The organism is Pseudomonas imrae, from assembly GCF_046352735.2.
GTDB lineage: Bacteria > Pseudomonadota > Gammaproteobacteria > Pseudomonadales > Pseudomonadaceae > Aquipseudomonas > Aquipseudomonas imrae.
In genome coordinates, this window is record NZ_CP110853.2 from 308785 (window position 1) to 332837 (window position 24053).

Here is a 24053-nt window from a genome sequence, read left to right on the forward strand (position 1 = left end):
ATGGGTTCTCAGGCAAATAAGTAAAGATATCCGACACAGACAATCGGAAAAGCCACGGTATAGTAACCCGTTCATGCCAAGGAGCCGTTTATGCGCCAGAAACCCACTGTTCTCGCCCGCGAAATCGTCGCCAGTAGTCGTTTGTTCCGTGTCGAGGAAGTGCAATTGCGTTTTTCCAACGGAGTTGAACGGACCTACGAACGCTTGGTGGGTCGAGGTGCGGGCTATGGCGCGGTGATGATCGTGGCAATGATCGACGCCGACCACGCGCTGCTGGTGGAAGAGTACTGCGGCGGAACCGATGAATATGAACTGTCGTTGCCCAAGGGTCTGATCGAGCCGGGTGAGGATGTGCTGGCGGCTGCAGACCGAGAGCTCAAGGAAGAAGCTGGTTACGGCGCGCGGCAGTTGGAGCATCTGACCGAGCTTTCGCTTTCCCCCGGTTACATGAGCCAGAAAATCCAGGTGGTGCTGGCTACCGAGCTCTACGAGGAGCGTCTTGAGGGCGATGAGCCTGAGCCGATGCGTGTAGATCGGGTCAATTTGCGTGAACTCTCGCAGCTGGCGCAAAACGAGCAGTTCAGCGAAGGGCGCGCCCTGGCTGCGTTGTACCTGGTGCGTGACCTGTTGGCCCAGCGTGGGGCGTTCCAGCCATGAGCGAATTGTTTCTCGGGCATCCGTTGATTGCTCAGGTCATTGAACTGGCGCGGCAAGCGGGTGAAGTTATCCTGCCTTACTGGCGCGCCAATGTGACCGTAACGTCCAAAGCGGATGATTCTCCCGTTACCGCAGCCGACCTGGCTGCTCATCACCTGATCCTCAAAGGGCTCACTGCCCTGGACCCGAGCATTCCCGTGCTGTCGGAAGAGGACGCCGATATCGACCAGAGCGTGCGGGCCGGTTGGCAACGCTGGTGGCTGGTGGATCCGTTGGATGGCACCAAGGAATTTATCAGCGGCAGTGAAGAATTCACCGTCAACATCGCCTTGATCGAACAGGGGCGGGTGGTGTTTGGCGTGGTATCGATGCCCACCAGTGGGCGCTGCTACTACGGCGGCGTAGGCCTTGGTGCGTGGCGTTCCGATTTGAATCAATCCCCCCGGCAGATCCAGGTACGCCAGACGCTGGCAGCGGGCGAGCCCTTTACGGTAGTTGCCAGCCGCCGCCATAGCAGTCCCGAGCAGGAGCGTTTGCTGGACGGACTGAGCGAGGGCCTTGGTGAATTGAAGCTGGCGAATATCGGCAGCTCATTGAAGTTCTGCCTATTGGCCGAAGGCAGTGCCGATTGCTACCCGCGCCTGGCGCCGACTTCGCAGTGGGACACTGCAGCGGCCCAAGGCGTGCTGGAAGGAGCAGGTGGAGAAGTATTGGAGTTGAATGGCCAGCCGTTCAGCTATCCGCCGCGGGCATCTTTATTGAACCCGTTTTTTCTGGCCTTGCCGGCCAAGGCCGCCTGGCGCGAGCGTTTGCTGGCCTTGGCTCGCCCTTGACGGCACTGCAATCCAAAATGGGTGGCGGGCTTGTGTGGGAGTGGGCTTGCTCGCTCCCACACATTGGTTAGGTGTCGTGGTTTTTAGCGGTGCAGAACGTACTGGCCGGTAAAGGCCACCGCCCGCTCTTCACTGCCCTGATTCACAATCCACGTGTCCAGCGTCAAGCGTGCCCGGCCATAGCGCGTATATGTCGTCAAAAACCGTTTCCATACCTTGTCCTGCGGTGCCTGGCAAATCACCGTGGCATCGTGGGTGACGGGCAGCGGGTAGCTGATTTGCCCTTCCTGGATCACGATGTGCCCGTCTTCGATTCCTTCCTCGCGCAATTGCAAATGCAGCCAACCCCAGCCCGCCAAGACCGCGCCGCAATACAGGCTGCCGCCAAACATGGTGCTTTTGTGATTGATGTTGGCTTGCAGCGGCAAATGCAACTGGAGCTGCCGATCCTGCCAGCCGAGCACCTTGAGGCCCATCTCCCGGGTCAGTGGGATATCGTGATGGAGGATGGATTCCAGGTAACGGCTATCGCGGCTCATGGTCGCCTCTTGGCAGGTGGAAAGGTTATTCGTCGTCTGCGTTTTGATTGCCGCTGTCGGCAAAGCTCAACCCGTGCTTGCGCAGTTTGTCGTGCAAGGTCTTGCGCGGTACCCCAAGGGCTTCGGCAAGGCTGCGCACGGAGCTGTGGGGGCGGGCCAGTTCGGCGGAGATCAGGGTTTTTTCAAAGTGCTCGACTTGCTCGCTCAGCCCGCCCGCCGTGATTGGCGCTCCTGCTGCGAGGCTGCCCGGCGTGTTGTCCAGCGCCAGCTCCAGGCCCAGGGCGAAGCGTTCAGCGACGTTTTGCAGTTCACGCACGTTGCCTGGCCAGTCATGGCGCAAGAGCATCGCCCGCTGGCCCGGCTGTAACTCATTGAGCGGCAGGCCGTGGCGACTGCTGGCCTCGTCGGCAAAGTGCTGGAACAGCATCAGAGCATCTTCGCCACGTTCGCGCAGGGGCGGGATGCGTAGCGGCGCGACATTGAGGCGGTAGTACAAGTCGGCGCGAAAGCGTCCCTGGTCGGCGGATTGGCGCAGGTCTTCCTTGGTCGCGGCAATGATGCGGATGTCCAGGGCAATCAGTTGATTGCCCCCCAGGCGTTCAACCACCCGCTCTTGCAGCAAACGCAGCAATTTGACCTGCACGTCCAGGCTCATGCTTTCTATTTCGTCGAGGAATAGCGTGCCGCCGTTGGCGAATTCGAACTTGCCAATACGGCGCTTCTGCGCCCCGGTAAAGGCCCCAGGCTCGTGGCCGAACAGCTCGCTTTCCACCACCGATTCGGCCAGGGCGCCGGCGTTGATGGCCACAAATGGACCGTTGCGGCGGTTTGACAGGTCGTGCAGCGCGCGCGCCACGACTTCCTTGCCGGCGCCGGTTTCGCCAAGGATCAGCACATCGGCCTTGGTTGCCGCCAAAGCCCCGATTTGCTCGCGCAGGCGCAGCATCGATGCAGATTGTCCCACCAGGCGCGAACTCAGTTGCTGGCGGTCACTCAGGGCCAGGCGCAGGCTACGGTTTTCCAGCACCAACTGGCGCAGCGAAAGGGCGCGTCGCACGCTGTCGAGCAAGGCATCGCTGGCGAAAGGTTTTTCCAGGAAGTCATAGGCCCCGGCGCGCATGGCCTGCACCGCCAGCGGTACGTCGCCGTGGCCGGTGATCAGCAGTACCGGCAACTCTGCGTCCTGGCTGTGAAGTTCGGTCAGCAGCTCCAGGCCATCCATTCCCGGCATGCGGATATCACTGACCACCACACCTGGCCAGTCCCGGGACAGGCGCGCCGTCAGGCCTTTTGCTTCGCCAAGGGGCAGGACTTTCAACCCGGCCAGGTCCAGCGTCTGGGACAGGGCCTGACGCAAGTGTGGATCGTCATCGATCAACACCACCTGAGTCTGGTTATCGATACTCATACGCTGCGGTCCTCGGACGGTTGCAGACTGACGCCCGGTGCTCCGGCGCGTAGTTTCAAGGTTAACAGTGCGCCGCCTTCCTTGTGGTTGGCGAACAGCAGTTCACCGCCAAAGGCACGCATCAGCGTGTCACAAATCGCCAGGCCCAGTCCCAGGCCCTGAGTGCGGGTCTTGGTGGTGTAGAAAGGTTCGCTGGCACGGCCCAGAGCCTCCATGCAGAACCCCGGCCCGTTGTCACGGATGTACAGATTGACGCCCTGTTCGGTGGATTCGGCACTCAGCCACAGTTTGCGGGGCGGGCCTTTTTCGGTCAGCGCGTCGAGGGCATTGGCCAGCAGGTTGCCCAGCACTTGGCGCAGCCGGGTTTCGCCGGCCTCAACCCACAGGGGCGCCTCGGGCAAGTCGCGAATCAGCTCCACTTCCATTGCCCGTCGACGCTTGGCCAGCAATGCCAGGGCATCGTCCAGGGCCGGTTGCAGCGCCACGCTTTCCGGCGCATGCCGGTCGCGACGGGCGAAGGCGCGCAAGTGCGCAATGATCGAGGCCATGCGTCCGGTCAGCTCGCTGATCAGCTTGAGATTGCCCCGTGCATCGTCGTTGCGCTGGTGATCGAGAAGAATTTCGGCATTCTCGGCGTAACTGCGAATGGCCGCCAATGGCTGGTTGAGTTCGTGGCTGATACTCGCGGACATGGTGCCCAGGGCTGACAGTTTGCCGGCTTGCACCAGATCATCCTGGGCCCGCACCAGTTCCTGCTGGGCGTTCTCTCGCTCCAGTACTTCCTGTTTAAGGCGCCGGTTAAGGCCTTCCAGGTCGCTGGTACGCTCGATCACGCGCATCTCCAGTTCGCGCCGGGCCTTGGCCTCGAAGGCAATGTGCTCAAGGTAATGGCGTCGGCGCTGCATCAGCAGGCCCAGCAACAGCATCAACACCAGTAGTGTGGCGCCACCGACGGCGACCACTGTGCGCACTGGACGGTCAACCAGAGTGCGCGGGGCAAGGATCGCGACGTTCCAGCCGGTTTCGGCAATTTCGGTGGATTGGCGCAGCCAGGCGTGGGTGCTGAAGGCCAGCGGCTGCGGATCGCGGGTCGGGTAGGGCTGGATGGCGACGATGGCCTGGCGTTCGGCATCGGTCAGCGGGCGCGTGGCGTGAAAACGCCATTGCGGGCGTGAGGTCAGGATCACCACGCCGTTATGGTCGGTCACCAACAGTTGCTCCGGGGTCTGGCCCCAGAGGCTCTCGGTGTGGTCCAGGTCGACCTTGACCACCAGCACGCCAATCACATGTTCGTCTTCACGCACGGCGGCAGCGAAGAAGTAACCGCGCTTGGACGAAGTGGTCCCTTGGCCGAAAAACCGTCCCAGGCGCCCGGCCATGGCTTCCATGAAGTAAGGGCGGAAGGAAAAGTTGCGGCCGATAAAGCTGTCCTGTTTGTCCCAGTTCGAGGCAGCCAGGGTCTTGCCGCTGGTGTCCATCAGGTACATCACTTCCGCGCCGGCCTGGGCCGCGATCTGTTTGAGTAACTGGTTGGCGTTGACCAGATTGGTGCTGACCTGCGGTGCTTCGAGAGCGGTCCGCAAGGCGGGCAAGTCGCCGAGGATCTGTGGCAGCACTTCGTAGCGGTGCAAAGTGCCCAGCAGGTTGGCGACGTACAGGTCCAGGGTCTGGCGGTTCTGTCCGGCCAGCTCACTGCGGTAGTAGCGCTCGGCCAAATGCTCCAGCGGCCACAGCAGCGGCGCCAGGCACAATGCCAGCAAGGCCAGGCTGCGCCAGCGGGGTCTGCGCGGAAGGGGTGGAGTCATGGAGGTCATGCGCCTGTGGGTACAGGCGCATTATGCCTAGTGCTGCTGTGCAAGACACTCGCGCAATGCTTCTTGCCACTGCGGTTGAGCTATTTGCCACTGCTGTTGCAGGCGGCTGCAATCGAGTCGCGAGTTCAGCGGACGCTGGGCGGGTGTTGGATAGGCGCTGGAAGGGATCGGCTCCAGTTGGGCGCAGGCCTTACCTTCGGCCAACAGCTGCTCGCCAATGGCTTGGGCAAAACCGAACCACGAGGTCTCGCCCTGGGCCGTCAGATGATAGACACCCCAATCCCCGGCCTGGCCCGCCTGCCAACGCTCGATCAGCGCGCGAGTACTGTGGGCAATGGTCCCCGCCCAGGTCGGTGCTCCGATCTGGTCGGCGACGATGCGCATCTGCGGTTTTTCCTGCAGCAGGCGCTGCATGGTCAGCAGGAAGTTCTTGCCGTGGGAGGAATACACCCAACTGGTACGCAGGATCAGGTACTGGCCGCCCACAGCCGCAATCGCCTGTTCACCAGCCAGTTTGCTCTGGCCATAGACACCCAGCGGGTTGGGCTTGTCGGCTTCGGTGTAGGGCGCCGTTTTACTGCCGTCGAACACGTAGTCTGTGGAGTAATGAATCAGCGCAATACCCAGGGCCTTGGCTTCTTCAGCGAGGACGCCCGGTGCGATGGCGTTGACCGCGAAGGCCGCCTCCGGCTCGCTTTCGGCCTGATCGACGGCGGTGTGGGCCGCAGCGTTGATGATCAGGTCAGGTCGATGGGCACGCACTTGCTGGCGGATCTGCTCGATGTTTGCCAGGTCAAGCTGGTCGCGACCCAGCACGATCAATTCGCCCAGACCCGACAACTGCTGCTGCAGTTCCCGGGAGACTTGGCCGTGTTGGCCGGTGATCAGGATTTTCATGGGAACAGATCGGCTTCCTTCAGGGGGGTACCGATCTGGTCCTTGGCGGACAGCTGTGGCGGCCCGCTCAGCTCCCAGTCGATGGCCAGCGTCGGATCATTCCAGAGAATGCAGCGCTCGGCGCTCGGCTGGTAGTAGTCGGTGGTCTTGTAGAGGAACTCGGCGTAATCGCTCAATACCACGAAACCGTGGGCGAAGCCTTCCGGTACCCACATCTGGCGGCAATTTTGCGCAGACAGCCGCACGCCTACCCACCGACCGAAGTTCGGCGAGCTGCGGCGGATGTCGACGGCCACGTCCAGCACTTCGCCAGCTGTGACGCGCACCAGTTTGCCCTGGGTGTGCTCGAGCTGATAATGCAGACCCCGCAACACGTTTTTCTGCGAGCGTGAGTGGTTGTCCTGTACGAAGTCGCGCTTGAGCCCGGTGGCCTGTTCGAAGGTGCGGGCGTTGAAGCTTTCGTAGAAGAAGCCACGCTCATCACCGAACACCTTGGGTTCGATGACCAGCACGTCCGGCAAAGAGGTTTCAACTACCTTCATTTGCTCTCACCGGCCAGCGAGTAGAGATATTGGCCGTAGCCGGTCTTGCCGAAGTACTTGGCGCGCTCCAGCAGATGATCACGGTCGATCCACTCGTTCTCGTAGGCGATTTCTTCCAGGCAGGCCACTTTCAGACCCTGACGGTGCTCGATGGTCTGCACATAGGTCGAGGCTTCCAACAGGCTGTCATGGGTGCCCGTGTCGAGCCAGGCGAAGCCACGGCCGAAACGTTCTACATGCAGGTCACCGCGCTTGAGGTAGGCGTTGTTGACGTCGGTAATCTCAAGTTCGCCCCGGGGCGAAGGCTTGACCGCCTTGGCGATCTGGATCACATCGTTATCGTAGAAATACAGGCCTGTCACGGCATACGACGACTTGGGCCTGGCCGGCTTTTCTTCGATGGAAAGGGCGCGGCCATCCTTGTCGAAGTCGATTACACCGAAGCGCTCCGGATCCTTGACCCAGTAGCCGAAGACCGTGGCGCCAGAGGAGCGTTCGGCGGCCTTGCGCAGTTGTTCGCCGAAATATTGGCCGTGGAAAATATTGTCGCCCAGGATCAGGCATACCGGATCGTTGCCGATGAACTCTTCGCCAATCAGGAAGGCTTGCGCCAAACCATCCGGCGAAGGTTGCTCCGCATAGCTGAAACGCACGCCGAACTGGCTGCCATCGCCCAGCAAATTACGGTACTGCGGCAAATCCACCGGGGTGGAAATCACCAGGATGTCCTTGATTCCGGCCAGCATCAGCACCGAGATCGGGTAATAGATCATTGGCTTGTCGTACACCGGCAACAACTGCTTGGAAACCCCCAGTGTAATGGGATGCAAACGGGTGCCGGAGCCACCGGCCAATACAATGCCCTTCATCATGCAATCAAATCCTTCGTGTCAGTGTTGCCGAGCCGTTCGCCCTGATAACTACCGTTTTGGACCCTGCGGCACCATTGCAGGTTATCGAGGTACCACTGCACGGTTTTGCGCAGGCCGGTTTCAAAAGTTTCTTCCGGAACCCAGCCCAGTTCGCGCTCGATCTTGCTGGCGTCGATAGCGTAGCGTTGATCGTGGCCGGGGCGATCCTTGACGAACGTGATCAAGTCAGCGAACTGCGCGACGCCTGTCGGGCGCTGGGGTGCCAGTTCTTCCAGCAGGCCGCAGATGCTGCGGACCACGTCGATGTTCTTCTGTTCGTTGTGGCCGCCAATGTTGTAGGTCTCGCCCACCACACCTTCGGTGACCACCTTGAGCAGCGCACGGGCGTGGTCCTCGACGAATAGCCAGTCGCGCACTTGCAGGCCATCGCCATATACCGGCAATGGTTTTCCCGCCAGGGCGTTGAGAATCACCAGCGGGATCAACTTCTCCGGAAAGTGGAACGGCCCGTAGTTGTTCGAACAGTTGGTCAGCAGCACCGGCAGGCCATAGGTACGCTGCCAGGCGCGTACCAGGTGGTCGGACGCCGCTTTGCTGGCGGAGTATGGCGAGCTTGGCGCGTAAGGCGTGGTTTCGGTAAACAGGTCATCGACCCCGTGCAGGTCGCCATACACCTCGTCGGTGGAGATGTGATGGAAGCGAAAGGCGCTCCTGGCCGGTTCTTCCAGTGCCTGCCAATAGGCGCGCGCAGCTTCCAACAGGCTGTAGGTGCCGACAATATTGGTCTGGATGAAATCTGACGGGCCGTCGATGGAGCGGTCGACATGGGATTCAGCCGCCAGGTGCATCACAGCCTGGGGCTGGAAACGTGCCAGGACAGCGCTGACGGTCGGCTGATCAATGATGTCGGCCTGGACGAACTCGTAGCGCGTATTGGTCGCGATGCTGGCCAGCGACTCAAGATTGCCTGCGTAGGTCAGTTTGTCGAGGTTGAGAACTTCATGCTCAGTGTTTTGCAGCAAATGGCGGATCAGTGCGGAGCCAATGAAACCAGCGCCGCCGGTGACGAGAATGCGCATGTCGAGAGGCCTTTTCCTTGGACGGGCATTGAGCGAATGGGGCATAGCTTGCGGGCTTGCGGGGCATGGTGCAAGGGGCGGTGGTCAGATTGACCAGCGCCTCCTTTGCCCGCAGAAGTTGCCTGCCCGAACAGCTGGGTTGGATCAATTTATTTCAGCTTGGTTCGGGGGTTGCGCCAAAGTCATGAACAATGGCGATATAGGCGCCTGACAAAAACACCAAGGGTCGTCACATGCTGCTCGCCACATTGATTCACCGCGCCAGTTTACCGTGCCCGCAGGTTAGCCAGGAGCAAGCGTTGCAGTTGCTCGAGCAGCATTATGGCCTCAGTGGCACGCTGCAGGCCCTGGGCAGCCAGCAAGACCTTAATTACCGGGTCGATAGTGAACGCGGTCGGTTTGTCCTGAAAATCTGTCGGGGCGACTACGCCGCCGTTGAGTTGCAGGCCCAGCACGCGAGCCTCGAGCATCTGCAGCAGCACTCGCAGGTACGAGTGCCCAGGGTCATCAGCGCCCTGAATGGTGAACAATTGCTGACCCACACGCTGGACGGGCAAACCCTGCACCTGCGTCTGCTGGATTACATCGAAGGCCAACCGCTGACCCACCTGCCACACCTGCGCCGTGAAGTGATCGCCGGGTTTGGCCGGCTATGCGGGCAAATGAGCCAGGCATTGGCCACGTTCGAGCACGACGGCCTGGAGCGTACGCTGCAATGGGACCCGCGCCATGCCCATGAACTGATGGCCTATCTTCTGTCGACCCTCGCCAACCTGCCGCATCGGGCGGCGCTGGAGCGAGTGGCCGAGCAGGTCCAGCAGCGTGTACGGCCATTGGCGAATCGCTTGCCCTGGCAGGCGGTGCATATGGACATTACCGACGACAACGTCGTCTGGCAGCGTGACGAGCAGCGCCATTGGCAAATCCAGGGCGTGATTGATTTCGGCGACTTGGTGCATACCTGGCGTATCGCCGACCTGTCAGTGACCTGTGCGGCCCTGCTGCACCATGCCGAAGGCGATCCGTTTGTGATCCTGCCGGCGATCCGGGCCTTTCATGCCGTAACGGCGCTGGAGCCGGAAGAGTTGCAGGTGCTGTGGCCGCTGATCGTCGCTCGCGCAGCGGTATTGGTGCTTAGCAGCGAGCAGCAACAGCAACTGGATCCGGATAACGCCTACCTGCTGAAGAATGCCGAGCACGAGTGGGAAATTTTCCGTGTCGCCACCTGCGTACCGTTCGAGCTGATGGAGGCTGCCATCCTCACCTGTGTCGGTGGCGCGCTGCCTGCGCTCGCCAGCGAAAGCTTCGCGCCATTGTTGCCGAACCTGGTAGGGCGCGAGTTCGCCCTTATCGACCTGGGTGTACTCAGCGCGCATTTCGAGGCGGGCAACTGGGAGCTTGCGGGTATCGATCAGCGTTTGTTGCAGGAAGCTCAAGCGGTTCATGGCTTGGCGGCCAGTCGCTATGGGCAATATCGCTTGTCCCGTACCCGGCCCGACAGCGCGATGGAGCCCGACACTTGCGCGCTTCACGTCGAGCTGTGTGTCCCGCCGGCCAGCGTTGTACAAGCGCCATTCGCCGGTACATTGCGCTGCGGGGATGAGGGCCTGTTGTCCTTGCACGGGGCGCGATTGACGGTTCGCCTATGGGGCGTCAAAGCCTTGCCGCAGATGGACGCAACGGTACGCGAGGGGCAGTTGCTGGGCGAAGTCGACGGTGCGTTGAGGGTGCAACTGTGTCGCGCCGATCTTGAACCGCCCTTGTTCTGTACACCGTCCCGGGCCCAGGCCTGGCAGGCACTATGCCCTTCTCCGGCTGCGTTGCTGGGGCTGGCCTGTGACGCTGAGCCGGAGCTGGACCCCGACGCTCTGTTGGCGCGACGCGATGCCAGCTTTGCCCGCTCCCAGAAGCATTATTACCTCGATCCACCGCGTATCGAGCGCGGTTGGCGCAATCACCTGATCGACATGCAGGGCCGTTCCTACCTGGACATGCTCAACAATGTCGCAGTGCTGGGCCACGGTCACCCGCGCATGGCCGCAGTGGCGGCGCGGCAATGGTCGCTGCTCAACACCAATTCGCGTTTTCACTATGCGGCGGTTGCCGAGTTCTCCGAGCGTCTGCTGGCGCTGGCGCCGGACTCGATGGACCGGGTCTTCCTGGTCAACAGTGGCACCGAAGCCAATGACCTGGCCATTCGCCTGGCCTGGGCCTATAGCGGCGGGCGCGACATGCTCAGCGTGCTGGAGGCCTACCACGGCTGGTCGGTGGCCGCCGATGCCGTGTCCACCTCGATTGCCGATAACCCCAAGGCACTGAGCAGCCGACCGGACTGGGTACACCCGGTGATTGCGCCCAACACTTATCGCGGTGAATTCCGTGGCCCGGACAGCGCGCCGCAGTACGTGCGCAGCGTCGAACACAACCTTGCAAAAATCGCCGCGCAGCATCGCCAGTTGGCCGGTTTTATCTGCGAGCCGGTATATGGCAATGCTGGCGGGATTTCTTTACCGCCGGGTTACTTGCAGCAGGTATATGCCTTGGTGCGCGCACAAGGCGGGGTGTGCATCGCCGATGAAGTGCAGGTCGGCTACGGGCGCATGGGGCATTTTTTCTGGGGCTTTGAAGAGCAGGGCGTGGTGCCGGATATTATCACCATGGCCAAGGGCATGGGTAACGGTCAGCCATTGGGTGCGGTGATTACCCGTCGGGAAATTGCTGAAGCGCTGGAGGCCGAAGGTTATTTCTTTTCGTCCTCGGGCGGCAGTCCGGTGAGTTGCCGGATTGGCATGGCGGTGCTGGATGTCATGGAAGAAGAAAAACTCATGGAAAACGCCCAGTTGGTCGGTGGGCATTTCAAGGCACGCTTGCAGGCGCTGGTCGACGAACATCCCTTGGTGGGCGCGGTGCATGGTTCCGGGTTTTACCTGGGGCTGGAGCTGGTGCGTGATCGACAGACCCTGGAACCGGCCACCGCGGAAACCGCGCTGTTGTGCGATCGCTTGCGGGAATTGGGCATTTTCATGCAGCCGACCGGGGACTATCTGAACATCCTCAAGATCAAGCCGCCGATGGTCACCTCAAGACGCAGTGTGGATTTCTTTGTCGACATGCTGTCGAAGGTGTTGAATGAAGGGCTGTAATGGCCCTGAAACCCGATCAACTATGGGGGCTTGCTCGCGATGGCGGCGCAACAGTGCCAGATTTGTTGGCAGACACACCGCCATCGCGAGCAAGCCCGCTCCCACATTTTGGTTGGATTTCAATCTTTAACTCGATTGTTATCTGGAATATTTTGGGTTTTTTTCGATGGGTGGAGGTCGGTACGCTTCAAAAGCCGATTTTTATCCGTTATAAAGTCGCCCAGCATTCCCCTTTCTGTCATCGGCCTTGGTTATTCTGGCCGCTGACCACCGCCCAGGAGATGATTCATGAGCCGTATCGTTACCGTCGCCGCTACCCAGATGGCCTGTTCCTGGGACCTTGAAGCCAACATCGAGACCGCTGAAAAGCTGGTCCGTGAGGCCGCCGCCAAAGGTGCGCAGATTATCCTGATCCAGGAGTTGTTCGAGAGCCCATACTTTTGCCAGAAGCCGAACCCGGACTACCTGCAATTGGCCACCAGCGTTGAAGATAACGTGGCCATCAAGCACTTCCAGAAAGTCGCCAAGGAACTGCAAGTGGTGCTGCCCATCAGCTTTTTCGAGCTGGCAGGCCGTGCGCGTTTCAACAGCATCGCGATCATCGACGCCGACGGCTCCAACCTCGGGATTTATCGTAAGAGCCACATCCCGGACGGCCCTGGCTACCACGAAAAGTACTACTTCAACCCGGGCGATACCGGCTTCAAGGTGTGGAACACCCGCTACGCGAAAATCGGTGTGGGCATCTGCTGGGACCAGTGGTTCCCGGAGTGCGCCCGCAGCATGGCCCTGCAAGGTGCGGAAATCCTGTTCTACCCGACCGCCATCGGCAGCGAGCCACACGACAAGACCATTTCGTCCCGTGATCACTGGCAGCGCGTGCAACAAGGCCATGCCGGCGCCAACCTGATGCCGTTGATCGCCAGCAACCGTATCGGCAACGAGGAGCAGGACGGCTACGACATCGACTTCTACGGTTCGTCGTTCATTGCCAACCAGTTCGGCGAGAAAGTCCAGGAACTCAACGAAACCGAAGAAGGCATTCTGGTCCACAGCTTCGACCTCGACGAGCTGGAACACATTCGCAGCGCGTGGGGCTCGTTCCGTGATCGCCGGCCAAACTTGTACGGCGCGCTCAAGACCCTCGACGGTTCGCTGGAGTCCTGATCGCCATGACCACCTTGCACAGCACGCCACGCGCAGACGGTTTCTATATGCCAGCCGAGTGGGCGACCCAGACCCAGGCCTGGATGATCTGGCCCGAGCGCCCGGATAACTGGCGCCTGGGCGGCAAGCCCGCGCAGGCTGCCCATGTGGCGGTGGCCAAGGCGATCGCGCGCTTTGAACCGGTGACGGTGGCGGTATCGGCCGCGCAATACGAGAACGCCCGGGCCCGCCTGGATGTGCCGAATATTCGTGTGGTGGAGATGTCCAGTGACGATGCGTGGGTGCGCGATACCGGCCCGACGTTCGTGATCAACGACAGCGGCGAAGTGCGTGGTGTGAATTGGGATTTCAACGCCTGGGGTGGTTTTGACGGTGGTCTGTATTCGCCGTGGAACCGTGATTCCCAGGTGGGTGGCAAGATCCTCGAGATCGAGCGCAGCCCGCGTTATCGCACCGAAGGCTTTGTACTCGAAGGCGGTTCGATTCATGTCGACGGCGAAGGCACGCTGATCACCACCGAAGAATGCCTGCTCAACCGCAATCGCAACCCGCACCTGGACCGCGGGCAAATCGAAGCGGTGCTCAGTGCCAATCTGGCTGTGGATAAGATCATCTGGTTGCCGGACGGTCTGTTCAACGACGAAACCGACGGCCATGTGGATAACTTCTGCTGCTACGTGCGCCCAGGCGAGGTATTGCTGGCCTGGACCGATGATCCGCAAGACCCGAACTACGCACGCTGCCACGCGGCAATGGACGTGCTGCAAAACAGCACTGACGCCAAGGGGCGTGCGTTCACGGTGCATAAAATGCCGATCCCCGGCCCGCTGTATGCCACCGAAGAAGAGTGCGCCGGTGTCGATCCAGTGGACGGTACTCAGGAGCGCAATCCTACGGTCCGGTTGGCCGGCTCCTACGTCAACTTCCTGATCGTCAATGGCGGCATCATTGCGCCGAGTTTTGACGACCCTCTGGACAGCCGTGCGCGTGAGATTCTCCAGGGCTTGTTTCCGCAACATGAAGTGGTGATGGTGCCTGGCCGTGAGTTGTTACTGGGCGGTGGCAATATCCATTGCCTGACCCAACAACAGCCCGCGCCCCACAGAAACTGAGTGCAGTTGTAACAATCGGCTTCTGCGTAAAGCGGCTGGCCGCCGGGAAGTGATCCTGGCATATGCAGCAAGCCCATGGCCCGTGAGGGTCATGGGCTTTTTAATGTGTGCAGTCTTATAAAACAGACACATTGGCATAGCTCTTGTATCAGCTTTGCGCCAGGGCTCGGGGGGTGACTGTGCAGTTCTGTCATAAACCTTGAGTAAGTTAGCCGCTCAAGCAGTAGGAGAGAGCGCCGAAATGAATGCCGATATCAACCATGTCTACAAGCGCACGTCCCATCCCTTGAGGATGAGCGGCGACGCGATTCACGCGCTGGCACTCTGGTTGAAGACAAACGGTTCGCATCAGATCAGCAAGCCTGACGCGCAACGGGTGATGAGGGAACGTTATCCGGCGGGTTTGTTCTGCGAGGATGAAGTGCGGGCTTTGTGTGAGTTGATCAAAAACTAACCAGCGCCGGGATGATCGTTCCCACACGCAGTGGGAACGATCCAGATGTGTCTAGAAGTTGTAGGTCCCGGTCATCACCAGGCTACGAGGGTCGCCGAACTGGATCTGGTTGGCGCTGGTTGCCGACGCGTAGTACGTCTTGTCGCTGATGTTGTTCAGCGCAGCCCGTAAGTCCCAGTCTTTATGTCGGAACCCGGCCAAGGCGTCCCAGCGCCCGTAACCTGGCAGTACCACGGTGTTGAGATTGTCGGCGTAGCGATCGCCCACCAGGGTCAAGCCGGTTTCGGCGTACCAACCCATCTCCGGTTTCCAGGTAATGAACAGGCTGGCGTTACGCTTGGCCACGTCGGTGATGCGTTTGCCTTCAAAGCCGTTCTTGTCTTTCACGACCTTGGCATCTTGCACGCCGATACCGCCACGTACGTACCAGTTGTCCACGATTTTTCCGGTGGCGGTCAGCTCGATCCCACGGGAGCGTTGCTCGCCGCTGAGCAGGGTGATGAGCGGGTTTTCCGGGGCGCGGGTGCGGCGGTTGTACAGTTCCAGTTCATATACCGCGAGAGTGGTGCTCAGGCGATCGTCGAACCAATCGCTCTTGACCCCGATTTCCTTCTGCCTGGTCAACTCCGGGCTCAGGTCGTTGGCGTTGCCGGGGGCGTTGGGGGTGATACCGATCAGGCCGCCGCCGGTAGGGGAGAACGTCTTGCTCCAGGACGCGTAGAACGAGTGGTTGTCCAGCGGCGTCCAGACCACGCCCAGGCGCGGACTGGTGTGGTGGCTGTCGACCTTTTGGTGGCTGTTGGCGACTTTGCTGGTGGTGTCCACTTCAAACCGGTCGTAGCGCAGGCCAGCGAGCACTTGCCACTGATCGTTCAGGCGCAGTTGATCTTGTACATAGAGGCCGCGGCTTTCGACTTCGGTGTGGTTGTCGCTGGAAATCTTCATGGCGCCGGTATGGCTGAGGTGACGATTGGGTTGGTTCAGGTCCAGGTCGGGTACGGCCTGGCCACCGTCTTTGACGGGCGTCGCGGTATACAGTTTCGGATCGCGCCGCTGGCTGCCCAGCTCCACGCCGGTCAGCAAGCGGTGTTCCAGGCCAAACGTGCTGAAGCCGCCTTCCAGCTCGACATTGTTGAACACGTTACGGGTAGTCAGGTCCTGCTGCCAGCGCTGGCGCGCGACCTGGTTGGTCGCCGCGTTGTAGCCGCTCAGGTACGTGTTATCGAAATCGCTGTCGAGCTTGAACACGCCCAAGGTGTGGCGCAGTTGCCAGCTGTCATTGAGTTCATAGGCGAGCTTGGAGCGCAGTGACTGGGAGGTATCGTCGATATAGTCGCGGGAGTCGCCGTAAGTGGTGTCGCGTCCTACATCGGCGGGACGGCCGTTGACGCCGGGAATACCGCGATCCGGTGTGCGGTCGTAGCGACTGTATTCGTATTGCACCAACCAGTTCAGCTGCGGGGCCAACTGCCAGCTCATCGACGGGGCGAACAATTTACGATTGCCGCTGATGCCATCGCGAAAGCTGTCGGTGTCCTCGTTGCCCATGTTCAGGCGCAGGCTGATGTTGTCGCTGGGGTCGGTGCTCAAGTCGGTGTACAGGCTACGCAAGCCATTTGTACCGCCCTGGGCTTCGATGCTCGACGCCCGCCCGGCTTGCGGCAGCTTGCTTACCCGGTTGACGATCCCACCCTGGCCGCCACGCCCGTACAGCACTGCCGCCGGCCCCTTGAGGACGTCGATGCGCTCGATGTTGTGCAGGTCGCGCACGTATTGGCTGTCGTCACGGATGCCGTCCAGGTAGAAGTCATTGCTGACGTCAAAACCACGGATGCGCAAGCTGTCGAATCGGGTATCGGCGCCGCTGCTGACGTTGGGGATGCCGCTCAAGGCCTGGCCCAGGTCGTTGGTGCCATAGGCGCGCAGGTTCTCGGTCTTTACCGAGTCAATCGCCTGGGGTACGTAGCGCACCGGCGTGGCGGTACGGGTAGCCGTATTGGTGTCCTTGACGCGTGGATCGTCCTCGTCAACTTCAGCGCTGATGGACGTTGCGGGCAAGGTGGTTGCGGCACAGGCAAATCCGCCGGACAGCAGTACAGAGAGCCCTAGAGTGATGGGCGTCAGGCGAGGGGCAGGCATGAGGGAAAATATCCGGAAAGTAGAGGAAAAATAACGTGCGAATGGTAATGCTTACTATTTGCTAGCGTTATAGATTCCTAATCCGTTTCTCGGGTGAAGTGTTACAAAGTGTGTTTTAGTCGGCGGACTCGATATGCCGCTACCCACCCGGCGCTTAATCAAGGGATGACGGCAAAGTCGATCTAAATCTTCTAGATGATGGCCAAATAACATCGGTTAGAATTTTTTGACCTAAATTCAGATGATTCACGAAATTGACACACAGTCAAAGGCGCGGCTAGGATTCGCCCAACGCCTGTGGCTAACCGCCATGACTTCTCGATAATAAAAAGGCCCGCGGCACATTTCAGTCGTCCGCGGGCCTTTTTTTATTCGGACCAAGTCGATACCAAAAAAGCCAAACGGAGCCAGGTGTCACAGCGCGTACTCAACCAGCGAATAGGAATAACAAAATGTTGAACAAACGGATGGGTCTGATCGCTCTGGGGATTTTGAGCGCTACTCAGGCAATGGCCAACGACCAGGAGCAATCCAAGGGTTTTGTTGAAGACAGCCACCTGAACATCGCACTGCGTAATGCGTACATCAGCCGCGACTACAAAAATGGCCAGCAAGACAAAGCCGAATGGGGCCAAGGCGTCATCGGCAAGTTCGAATCCGGTTTCACCCAAGGCACCGTGGGCGTGGGTGTGGATGTGATCGGTCAGTACGCTGTTCGTCTGGACGGCGGTAAAGGTCGCAGCGGCGCCGGCGGTATCAACTTCTTCAAGCAGGGCGACAGCGGCGAAGCGGCGCACGACCTGGCCAAGGGCGGCGCAGCCGTCAAGGCCCGTATCTCCAACACTGTGCTCAAGTACGGTGAGCAGATGCCAGCCGTGCCGGTCCTGCAATACGACAACTCCCGTCTGTTGTCGGAAACCTACACCGGTACTTCGATCATCTCCAAAGAAATCGAAGGCCTGGAACTGCAAGGCGGTCGCTTCACCAAGGAAGCCCAAAAAGGCGCCGAAGGCACCGACAGCGGCAAGCTGAAAAACATCTCTTACCTGGGCGGTAGCTACAAGTTCACCGAAAGCCTGTCGGCAGCCCTGTACGCTTCCGACATGGAAGACGTGCTGAAGAAGCAATACGTCAACGTCAACTACGTGCTGGCCCTGCCAGAGAAACAATCGTTGACCTTTGACTTCAACGGCTACAAGACCAAGCTGGACAAGAGCTTCGCCCTGCAAACCCAAGGTGACGCTGACGCCCGCGACAACAAAATCTGGAGCCTGGGCGCCACGTGGGCCTTTGGTCCGCACAGCCTGACCCTGGCTCACCAGCGCAGCACCGGTGACACCGGTTATATGTATGGCGGCTACCGCAGTAACGGTGGCGTCGGCGACGGTGGCAACACCATCCTGCTGGCCAACTCGTTCTGGTCTGACTTCAACGGCAAGGACGAGCGCTCCTGGCAGGCAGGCTACGGCATCGACTTCAGCGCCTTCGGCGTTCCTGGCCTGACCTACAACATCGCTTACGTACGCGGCACCAACATCGACGACGGCACTGGCCGTGGCGATGGCACCGAGCGTGAGATCTGGAACCAGTTCAAGTACGTTGTACAGTCGGGTCCAGCCAAAGACCTTAGCCTGCGTGCTCGTGCCTCCTGGTTGCGTGTCTCCGACAATGCCAGCAACTACAACGTTGGCGGTAACGAAGTGCGCCTGTTCGCCGACTACCCGATCAACGTGTTCTAAGATCGCGCGTCACGCCTGATGCAAGGCGATGAAAAACCCTGACTGGCCGGCAATGCCGGTCAGTCAGGGAACGCAAATCCTACAAATGCAGTAAAACCAGTGTGGGAGCTCGACAGCTCCCACATTTGGTTTCCGCCATCTTGAACGTCGCGTTTGCTTGAGTGAACAGCGTTACGACGTGTCGGGTTTTTATGCCGTGCGCCTAGGTTTTTATCGGCGCCAGCTTCTGGCAGCTGACTTTGCGCGCCGGGTACTGTTCGCACTTGCGCAGGACACTTTGCAACTGCTGGGTGTCTTTGAGTTGCTGGCTGGCCAACAGCTTCTCGGTAATGAACAACTCCTGCGAACCCAGGTTGCGCTCGGCCTTGTCGATCATCGCCAGGGCGGCCCGGCCGTCGCCACGCTTGAGGTGATAGCTGATCATCAAGTCAAAGGTCGACGGCCCGGCCAGCGACCAATCCTTGATCGCCTGCAATTGCTTGAGCGCCTCGGCGTTTTTGCCTTGGGCAAGCCGTACGGTATAAGCGGTGCGACGAATAGTCGGCTGGTCCTTGACCGGTGAGTTCAAGGCGCGCCGGATAAACGCGTCGGCCTGCGGTACTTCGTTCTTTTCCAGGGCTGCCATGGCGGCGTAGGCATCTTTGTAACCCTGCATGGCCGTCGCTACCGGGGCGGCGTCGCGCACTTTCGGCCAGCTCTGGGTGTTGACCCGGGCGCGTCGCTCCTGGCGGTATTCGCGTTGCAGGTATTGGCGCAGCTCGGTGTCGCGGTCGATGGTCGACATGTGGGAGCGGTTGAAATACTGGCTGGTGGCGGCGATGCTGGTGGTCAGGCCGTCCTTGACCAGCACGTCCAGCTCCTTGGTAAACCGATTGAGATTGAACTGCTGCAACGAATCCTGCATCGCCTCTTTGCGCGCGTTGAGAAAGCCGGTCAGCAATGGTTTCTGCTTGCCCTGGAAGTCATTCAGGCGTTCCAGGCTATGGGTGGCCGCACGAGGCGCATAGCCGGCCCGGATCATCAGGTCGGTGCCGAGCAGGTCTGCCTGGTCTTCCTGGCTGCGGCCCCAGGCGGTGCTCCAGACGTTGTCGGAAAAGATGTTGGCCAATCCGGTATACAGCACCGTATTACCGATGGTTTTTTGTGTGCCCGCCGGGTCCTTGCTCAATAGCTTCATGGTTCCCGAGCTGCGATCCACTCGAGTGTCGGCGGCTATCGTTGCCAAGGCCACAGTGGAGGCGACGGAGGTGAACATTTCCTTTTGCTGCTGGAACGCCGCCGCGCGTTCGTGGTGATGCAGTAACACATGACTCATCTCATGGCCGAGCATTGCCGCGATTTCGTCTTCGCTGCCCACGTTATCCAACATGCCCAACGGTACGAAAATATTCCCGTATGGGTCGGCTGACGGCCCGAAGCCGTAGCTGTCGGTGATCTTCACCTGTAGCGGCGGCAACTGCCCTGGCCAACCCTTGGACAGGCGCGTGACGATGCCCTGCAGGTACACCTGCAACATCGGGATATCCACCAGGTTCTGCTGGCGCGCCTCGGCCGCGGGGACGTTGCGCCCGTCGTAGCTCAAACGCTGCTGGCCGGAGCGTTGCAGGTCGAGCTTGTAGTACTGGCGCACGTCGCTGTTGTCGACATAGTGGCCCTGAACCCGTGACTGGGTCGACGGTCCGACCAGGTTCAAGAACGCCTGGTCTGCGCCCTTGAGCGTCGCACAGCCACTGAGCACTACACTGGACAGCAATAGATATCCCTTCACCGCGATGCTCCTTTATTGATTGCAGCCGGCACCGTAGCCGAGAGTGGACTTATTGTTGCTGTCGCTGGCCAAGCTCTTGGGTACCTGCTGGCAGGGCAGCGTGGTGATGTTGAAGGGCGGCTCGATGCGCAAGTCCATAGGGTCCAGCCATACCTTCTGGCCGGTCAATTCCACCTGCACCAGGTCCAGCGCCTGGTTGTACTGCAACACCGGCACCGGTTGCGTCGGCGCATCCTTTTGCGCGATTTCCCGTTGCAGTTTGCCCTGCTCATCCAATATCACCACCGGATCGGCGAGGAATTGCTTGATGATGTGGGTTTCAGCCTGCACGCACTGGCTGAAGAGTGCGCCGAGCAATACGATGAGTGTTCTGTTCATCCTTGTTTTCCTTGAGTAAGACGAGATGGCGGCACCCTCAGTTGCCACGGTCGAAGAACGCTTCGATCCGCTCGCTGAACAGCACCATCGACAGCAAAACAATTCCCAGGATGTTGACCAGGGTGATGTGGTTGAGCAGCAGCACCCCGCACACCGTCGCCAACACCGCCATCACCAGCCACCACGATGGGTAGGGTGAAGTGAAAAACCAGATCTCCCGTTTGCGCCAGCGGCTCCACGGCTGCACGCCGGCCAGGCGCCGGGCATGCAGGGCCTTGAGCACGATGATCAACGCCAGCAGACCCAGTTCCAGCAGGTCCACCCAGTTGAGATTCAAACCCGCGAAGTTGGCCGGCTCGCGTTCGTAATCCATGCCCTTGTTGATCAGGTTGTCGAGGGCCATGGCGTGCAGATAAACCCCAGGAATCAGCCCATGCACCGGCGACTGCACGACATCGCCGGTGGAGGTGATATTCGCTCCCACCAGCACCAGCCGGTTGCGCAGCAACTCGCCAATCAGCGCCTGGTCCTCAGGTGAACTGACCTCCAGGTCGCTGGCCGACAAGGTCAAGGTGTAGGGGCAGCGGGCCTGGGCCGAGCTGTCCAGCTTCCAGAACAGCGCCTGTAACAACTGCGCCGCGCCATCCAGGAGGAAATTGCGCGGCGGGGCGCAGCCGCGGATATCTGAAATCCGCGCCTGTTCCGGCGCCAGTTTCAAGCCCCACTGCACCGCCATCGGCTGCAACAGCGCAGCGGCCTCGGCATCCTTGGGCAAGCCTGCGCAGGCTGAGTCCTGGCAAAACCGCCGGTACAACGCCAGCGCCGGTGTCTGCATCGCGCCCAATGCCGTCGGCCTCGCCAGCGGATACTTGTCGTCCACACCCTCCCACACCACCAGTGCTGGCTGGCTCACCTCACTGAAGTGCGCCAGGGTATTGGCCTGACCATTCTCGCCTCGGGCGAGGCCGGTATTGGCCAGCCACAGGGGGATGCCCTGGCGCTGATACCGCTCGAACACATTCGCCAGCAACTGACTGCCGCGCGCGGGGTCGCCGAACGAGTGGTCGTGGCTGTACAGCAAATCCACAAACACAGCCTTGGGCTTGTAGGCCAGTAGCCGCTTGAACAATTTGCTCTGTTCGCCATACGGCATTGGCCAGGAAGTGTTGTTGCGCATCAGATACGCATCGTCGACCAGCACTACCGCAATACGTTGTTGGCCGTCGTGGTCATACCCGCTGGCGAACATGCGGTTGAGCCACTGCGCCGACGCTTTGTCACTGGAACTGGCCAGGCCGAAAGGGTCGAGCACTGCCAGCAACACGATCAAGGCGGCCAGCCAATAGCGGCGGAATTTAAAAAGCGGGGGATTGTTCGACATCCATGTCTCGATAAAAAGCGCGGGGCGGCTTGCTGGTGCTCATGGGTGAGCGTGGTATTTGCGCCGGGCGCCAAGAGCAGCCATTGCTGCAGAGTGCGTGGGGTTTTAAAGGACCAGCCAGGGGGTGTCAATCAGGAATATGGCTAAATGCCATATTCGCGCCGGATTGGACGGCAAAAGCATAATCTTGCGTGGTGTTTCACGGTGTCGGTTTTTCGAACTCAGCTTGCAGCAGCGTCACAAATGCGTCACGGGCAGGGTGCTGGCCTGAGTGTTCATGCCAGTAGAACAGGTTGTCGATACTCGCCAGGTCCGCGAATTCATAGCCGCGCCAGCCAGCGCCATGGCGGTATTGTTCATAGATGCCCCGGGGTACCAGCGAGACTCCGGCGCCGGCACTGACACAGCCGACGATGGTGCCGTAGCTGGCGATGCTGATGATCTTCTGCGTCTGCTCATGCCGTAACAGCCACTGTTCAAGCGCCAAACGATAAGGACAGCCCACCGGCCACATGAAGATCTCCTTGCCTCGCAGATCCGCCGCCGCGTGCAAGGGGCCGTGGGACTCGGAAGCAATCAGCACCAGATCCTCGCGGTACATCACGGTGCGCTTGAGCCCGGGACGATCGACATCCACCGCGACAATCGCGCCATCCAGCCGGTGCTGCTGGATATCGTCCAGCAGTTGGGCCCAGGTGCCGGTGCTCAGCTCCAGCGTGACCTGCGGATACAGCGCGTGGTATTTGGCCAGCAACCGAGGCAGGCGGGCGGTTGCACTCGACTCGATGGCGCCGATGCGCAGGCGCCCGCCCGGCACGCGGTCAGGTGCCAAGGCGCGCTTGGCTTCATCCGCCAGGTTGAGGATTCTCGCGGCGTAATCCAGAAACACCTCGCCAGCAGGGGTAATCCGCAAGCCCCTGCCATCACGGAAAAACAGCGGCGTGCCCAGTTCTTGCTCAAGGGACTTGATGCGAGCAGTGACATTGGACGGTACGCAGTGCAGCCGTTCGGCGGCGCGCGCGATGCTGCCGATATCGGAAACAGTCTTGAACATGCGCAGTTGGGACAATTCCATACGTCACCCAAAGTGAATACTGAGACGAGTTTAAGTCACTTGTAGTGAGGAGATCGGTTTTTGATACTTCATTGCACGTGCGCAGCCGTTGAAACAGTCGGCCGCACATATCCTCCGATAGCAGGTATTTGCTTATGTTGATTCTCGATGATCACTAGACCCAACGCGAAAATCACCTTCGCCGCGGTGTTCGTGATCCTGTGCTGGGCTTATTCGCCAATTGGCATTCACATCGGGCTTCAGGCCTACGAGCCTGGGCATTTGGCGTTGATGCGCTTTCTGATTGCCTCGACGTTCATGGCCGGGGTTGCCTCGGTGATGCGTATTTCCCTGCCACGGCTCAAAGACCTGCCTTTATTGGCCCTGTTGGGTTTTTTTGCCGTGAGCCTGCACCACATCGCCCTCAACTACGGTCAACGCGGCGTCAGCGCCGGAGCCGCCAGTGTGTTGGCACAATCCACACCATTGTTCAGCACGCTGATAGCGCACTTCGTACTCAAGGATCGGGTCAATGGCTGGCAATGGATCTGTGTACTCGGCGGCCTGATTGGCGCCGCCGTGGTCGTTACCGCAGATCGAGGCGTGGGCGAGATGGATCCCGGCGGGCTGTTGATCCTGCTGGCCGCGCTGTCGTGGAGTGTGTATTTCGCCTTACAGAAACACTATTCCCAACGCTATGACGGCCTGACCATGGTCTGTTACACCGTGTGGTCGGGCACGGTGCTGCTGCTGGTGTATACGCCGGGCCTGTGGGGTGCTGCGCAAGATGCCCCGGCATCGGTCAACCTGGCCGTACTCATCCTTGGCATCTTCCCCAGCGCCCTGGCGTACCTCGCCTGGGCGTACGTATTGGCGCACAGCAACGTAAGCCGGGCCTCCATTTCGCTGTACCTGATACCGCCCACAGCCATGCTGATGGCCTCGGTGGTGCTGGCCGAGGGACCTCCGGGCATGGTGATAGTCGGTACGGTTATCGTGCTGACGAGCGTCCTGGGGTTGAATTTGAAGCCCTGTAAAGTTGCGGTTTCCTGCGACCCGTGAGGTGTGCCTTGCGAT

The 24053-nt window shown here is 60.2% G+C and carries 21 protein-coding genes; 9 read left to right on the plus strand and 12 right to left on the minus strand.

The genetic code is table 11. The features are described 5' to 3' along the window. The first annotated feature begins 90 nt into the window (after positions 1 to 90). Together nudE and cysQ are read left to right on the plus strand one after the other, a co-directional pair. Positions 91 to 657, plus strand: a complete 567-nt coding sequence (nudE, locus tag OQ460_RS01340; protein WP_410020141.1) for an ADP compounds hydrolase NudE — start codon at positions 91 to 93, stop codon at positions 655 to 657. After that, positions 654 to 1490 (plus strand): 3'(2'),5'-bisphosphate nucleotidase CysQ, encoded by an 837-nt coding sequence (gene cysQ / locus OQ460_RS01345; RefSeq protein WP_410020142.1) that lies wholly within the window; start codon positions 654 to 656, stop codon positions 1488 to 1490. Before nudE ends, cysQ begins: the two co-directional genes overlap by 4 nt. Positions 1491 to 1573: 83 nt before the next feature. On the opposite strand, the gene OQ460_RS01350 is transcribed toward cysQ, so the two are convergent. From OQ460_RS01350 to rfbB, 7 genes are read right to left on the minus strand one after another with little or no spacing between them, the layout of a single operon-like run. Beyond that, complete coding sequence (locus OQ460_RS01350; protein WP_410020143.1) at positions 1574 to 2029, minus strand: YiiD C-terminal domain-containing protein; 456 nt, start codon at positions 2027 to 2029, stop codon at positions 1574 to 1576. Positions 2030 to 2054: 25 nt separating this feature from the next. Then, complete coding sequence (locus tag OQ460_RS01355; protein WP_410020144.1) at positions 2055 to 3437, minus strand: sigma-54-dependent transcriptional regulator; 1383 nt, start codon at positions 3435 to 3437, stop codon at positions 2055 to 2057. Then, positions 3434 to 5242 carry a sensor histidine kinase gene (locus OQ460_RS01360; RefSeq protein ID WP_410020145.1) on the minus strand — a complete coding sequence of 603 codons (1809 nt, stop codon included), beginning with the start codon at positions 5240 to 5242 and terminating at the stop codon, positions 3434 to 3436. Before OQ460_RS01360 ends, OQ460_RS01355 begins: the two co-directional genes overlap by 4 nt. Before the next feature lie 36 nt (positions 5243 to 5278). Beyond that, the gene (gene rfbD / locus OQ460_RS01365; RefSeq protein WP_410020146.1) at positions 5279 to 6148 is read right to left on the minus strand and encodes a dTDP-4-dehydrorhamnose reductase; all 870 of its coding nucleotides are present in this window, start codon (positions 6146 to 6148) and stop codon (positions 5279 to 5281) included. After that, on the minus strand, positions 6145 to 6690 hold the full coding sequence (gene rfbC, locus OQ460_RS01370) for a dTDP-4-dehydrorhamnose 3,5-epimerase (RefSeq protein ID WP_410020147.1): 546 nt from the start codon (positions 6688 to 6690) through the stop codon (positions 6145 to 6147). The genes rfbD and rfbC overlap by 4 nt, the downstream gene beginning before the upstream one ends. Further along, a complete protein-coding gene (gene rfbA / locus OQ460_RS01375) occupies positions 6687 to 7562 on the minus strand; it encodes a glucose-1-phosphate thymidylyltransferase RfbA (RefSeq protein ID WP_410020148.1) in 876 nt (291 codons plus the stop codon). The genes rfbC and rfbA overlap by 4 nt, the downstream gene beginning before the upstream one ends. Continuing rightward, complete coding sequence (gene rfbB, locus OQ460_RS01380) at positions 7559 to 8641, minus strand: dTDP-glucose 4,6-dehydratase (RefSeq protein ID WP_410020149.1); 1083 nt, start codon at positions 8639 to 8641, stop codon at positions 7559 to 7561. Before rfbB ends, rfbA begins: the two co-directional genes overlap by 4 nt. A 233-nt stretch (positions 8642 to 8874) precedes the next feature. Here rfbB and OQ460_RS01385 point away from each other — a divergent pair, with 233 nt between their 5' ends. From OQ460_RS01385 to OQ460_RS01405, 5 genes are all read left to right on the plus strand, one after another. After that, positions 8875 to 11784, plus strand: a complete 2910-nt coding sequence (locus tag OQ460_RS01385) for an aminotransferase (RefSeq protein WP_410020150.1) — start codon at positions 8875 to 8877, stop codon at positions 11782 to 11784. After that, on the plus strand, positions 11784 to 12128 hold the full coding sequence (locus tag OQ460_RS01390; protein WP_410020151.1) for a hypothetical protein: 345 nt from the start codon (positions 11784 to 11786) through the stop codon (positions 12126 to 12128). Before OQ460_RS01385 ends, OQ460_RS01390 begins: the two co-directional genes overlap by 1 nt. After that, the gene (gene aguB, locus OQ460_RS01395; protein ID WP_410020152.1) at positions 12073 to 12951 is read left to right on the plus strand and encodes an N-carbamoylputrescine amidase; all 879 of its coding nucleotides are present in this window, start codon (positions 12073 to 12075) and stop codon (positions 12949 to 12951) included. The genes OQ460_RS01390 and aguB overlap by 56 nt, the downstream gene beginning before the upstream one ends. 5 nt (positions 12952 to 12956) lie before the next feature. Next, positions 12957 to 14063 (plus strand): agmatine deiminase, encoded by a 1107-nt coding sequence (gene aguA / locus OQ460_RS01400; protein ID WP_410020153.1) that lies wholly within the window; start codon positions 12957 to 12959, stop codon positions 14061 to 14063. Between the two features lie 241 nt (positions 14064 to 14304). Beyond that, positions 14305 to 14517: a hypothetical protein gene (locus tag OQ460_RS01405; protein ID WP_410020154.1), complete on the plus strand. Its 213-nt coding sequence runs from the start codon at positions 14305 to 14307 to the stop codon at positions 14515 to 14517. A 51-nt stretch (positions 14518 to 14568) separates the two neighbouring features. Here the strand turns inward: OQ460_RS01405 and OQ460_RS01410 are convergent, their stop codons facing one another. Then, positions 14569 to 16656, minus strand: coding sequence for a TonB-dependent receptor (locus tag OQ460_RS01410; RefSeq protein ID WP_410020155.1), 2088 nt, complete (start codon positions 16654 to 16656; stop codon positions 14569 to 14571). Between the two features lie 452 nt (positions 16657 to 17108). Here OQ460_RS01410 and OQ460_RS01415 point away from each other — a divergent pair, with 452 nt between their 5' ends. Continuing rightward, a complete protein-coding gene (locus OQ460_RS01415; RefSeq protein WP_410020156.1) occupies positions 17109 to 18395 on the plus strand; it encodes an OprD family porin in 1287 nt (428 codons plus the stop codon). 202 nt (positions 18396 to 18597) lie between these two features. On the opposite strand, the gene OQ460_RS01420 is transcribed toward OQ460_RS01415, so the two are convergent. From OQ460_RS01420 to OQ460_RS01435, 4 genes are all read right to left on the minus strand, one after another. Beyond that, entirely contained in the window at positions 18598 to 20163 is a 1566-nt protein-coding gene (locus OQ460_RS01420) for a M48 family metalloprotease (protein WP_410020157.1), read from the minus strand. A 12-nt stretch (positions 20164 to 20175) separates the two neighbouring features. Beyond that, positions 20176 to 20541, minus strand: coding sequence for a hypothetical protein (locus tag OQ460_RS01425; protein WP_410020158.1), 366 nt, complete (start codon positions 20539 to 20541; stop codon positions 20176 to 20178). 37 nt (positions 20542 to 20578) lie between these two features. Then, entirely contained in the window at positions 20579 to 21922 is a 1344-nt protein-coding gene (locus tag OQ460_RS01430) for a CHASE2 domain-containing protein (protein WP_410020159.1), read from the minus strand. A gap of 199 nt (positions 21923 to 22121) precedes the next feature. Further along, positions 22122 to 22997 (minus strand): LysR family transcriptional regulator, encoded by an 876-nt coding sequence (locus tag OQ460_RS01435; RefSeq protein ID WP_410020160.1) that lies wholly within the window; start codon positions 22995 to 22997, stop codon positions 22122 to 22124. A 147-nt stretch (positions 22998 to 23144) separates the two neighbouring features. Between OQ460_RS01435 and OQ460_RS01440 the strand changes: the two genes are divergently transcribed. Next, the gene (locus tag OQ460_RS01440) at positions 23145 to 24038 is read left to right on the plus strand and encodes a DMT family transporter (protein ID WP_410020161.1); all 894 of its coding nucleotides are present in this window, start codon (positions 23145 to 23147) and stop codon (positions 24036 to 24038) included. Positions 24039 to 24053: the final 15 nt, after the last annotated feature.

What these genes read in the sequence shown, in the direction of transcription:
- OQ460_RS01435 (WP_410020160.1), bottom strand. Translation starts at nt 22,997, where the DNA reads ATGGAATTGTCCCAACTGCGCATGTTCAAGACTGTTTCCGATATCGGC.
- nudE (WP_410020141.1), top strand. Translation starts at nt 91, where the DNA reads ATGCGCCAGAAACCCACTGTTCTCGCCCGCGAAATCGTCGCCAGTAGT.
- rfbC (WP_410020147.1), bottom strand. Translation starts at nt 6,690, where the DNA reads ATGAAGGTAGTTGAAACCTCTTTGCCGGACGTGCTGGTCATCGAACCC.
- rfbD (WP_410020146.1), bottom strand. Translation starts at nt 6,148, where the DNA reads ATGAAAATCCTGATCACCGGCCAACACGGCCAAGTCTCCCGGGAACTG.
- OQ460_RS01360 (WP_410020145.1), bottom strand. Translation starts at nt 5,242, where the DNA reads ATGACTCCACCCCTTCCGCGCAGACCCCGCTGGCGCAGCCTGGCCTTG.
- rfbA (WP_410020148.1), bottom strand. Translation starts at nt 7,562, where the DNA reads ATGATGAAGGGCATTGTATTGGCCGGTGGCTCCGGCACCCGTTTGCAT.
- OQ460_RS01440 (WP_410020161.1), top strand. Translation starts at nt 23,145, where the DNA reads ATGATCACTAGACCCAACGCGAAAATCACCTTCGCCGCGGTGTTCGTG.
- aguA (WP_410020153.1), top strand. Translation starts at nt 12,957, where the DNA reads ATGACCACCTTGCACAGCACGCCACGCGCAGACGGTTTCTATATGCCA.
- OQ460_RS01425 (WP_410020158.1), bottom strand. Translation starts at nt 20,541, where the DNA reads ATGAACAGAACACTCATCGTATTGCTCGGCGCACTCTTCAGCCAGTGC.
- OQ460_RS01350 (WP_410020143.1), bottom strand. Translation starts at nt 2,029, where the DNA reads ATGAGCCGCGATAGCCGTTACCTGGAATCCATCCTCCATCACGATATC.
- OQ460_RS01430 (WP_410020159.1), bottom strand. Translation starts at nt 21,922, where the DNA reads ATGTCGAACAATCCCCCGCTTTTTAAATTCCGCCGCTATTGGCTGGCC.
- rfbB (WP_410020149.1), bottom strand. Translation starts at nt 8,641, where the DNA reads ATGCGCATTCTCGTCACCGGCGGCGCTGGTTTCATTGGCTCCGCACTG.
- OQ460_RS01405 (WP_410020154.1), top strand. Translation starts at nt 14,305, where the DNA reads ATGAATGCCGATATCAACCATGTCTACAAGCGCACGTCCCATCCCTTG.
- cysQ (WP_410020142.1), top strand. Translation starts at nt 654, where the DNA reads ATGAGCGAATTGTTTCTCGGGCATCCGTTGATTGCTCAGGTCATTGAA.
- aguB (WP_410020152.1), top strand. Translation starts at nt 12,073, where the DNA reads ATGAGCCGTATCGTTACCGTCGCCGCTACCCAGATGGCCTGTTCCTGG.
- OQ460_RS01410 (WP_410020155.1), bottom strand. Translation starts at nt 16,656, where the DNA reads ATGCCTGCCCCTCGCCTGACGCCCATCACTCTAGGGCTCTCTGTACTG.
- OQ460_RS01355 (WP_410020144.1), bottom strand. Translation starts at nt 3,437, where the DNA reads ATGAGTATCGATAACCAGACTCAGGTGGTGTTGATCGATGACGATCCA.
- OQ460_RS01390 (WP_410020151.1), top strand. Translation starts at nt 11,784, where the DNA reads ATGGCCCTGAAACCCGATCAACTATGGGGGCTTGCTCGCGATGGCGGC.
- OQ460_RS01415 (WP_410020156.1), top strand. Translation starts at nt 17,109, where the DNA reads ATGTTGAACAAACGGATGGGTCTGATCGCTCTGGGGATTTTGAGCGCT.
- OQ460_RS01385 (WP_410020150.1), top strand. Translation starts at nt 8,875, where the DNA reads ATGCTGCTCGCCACATTGATTCACCGCGCCAGTTTACCGTGCCCGCAG.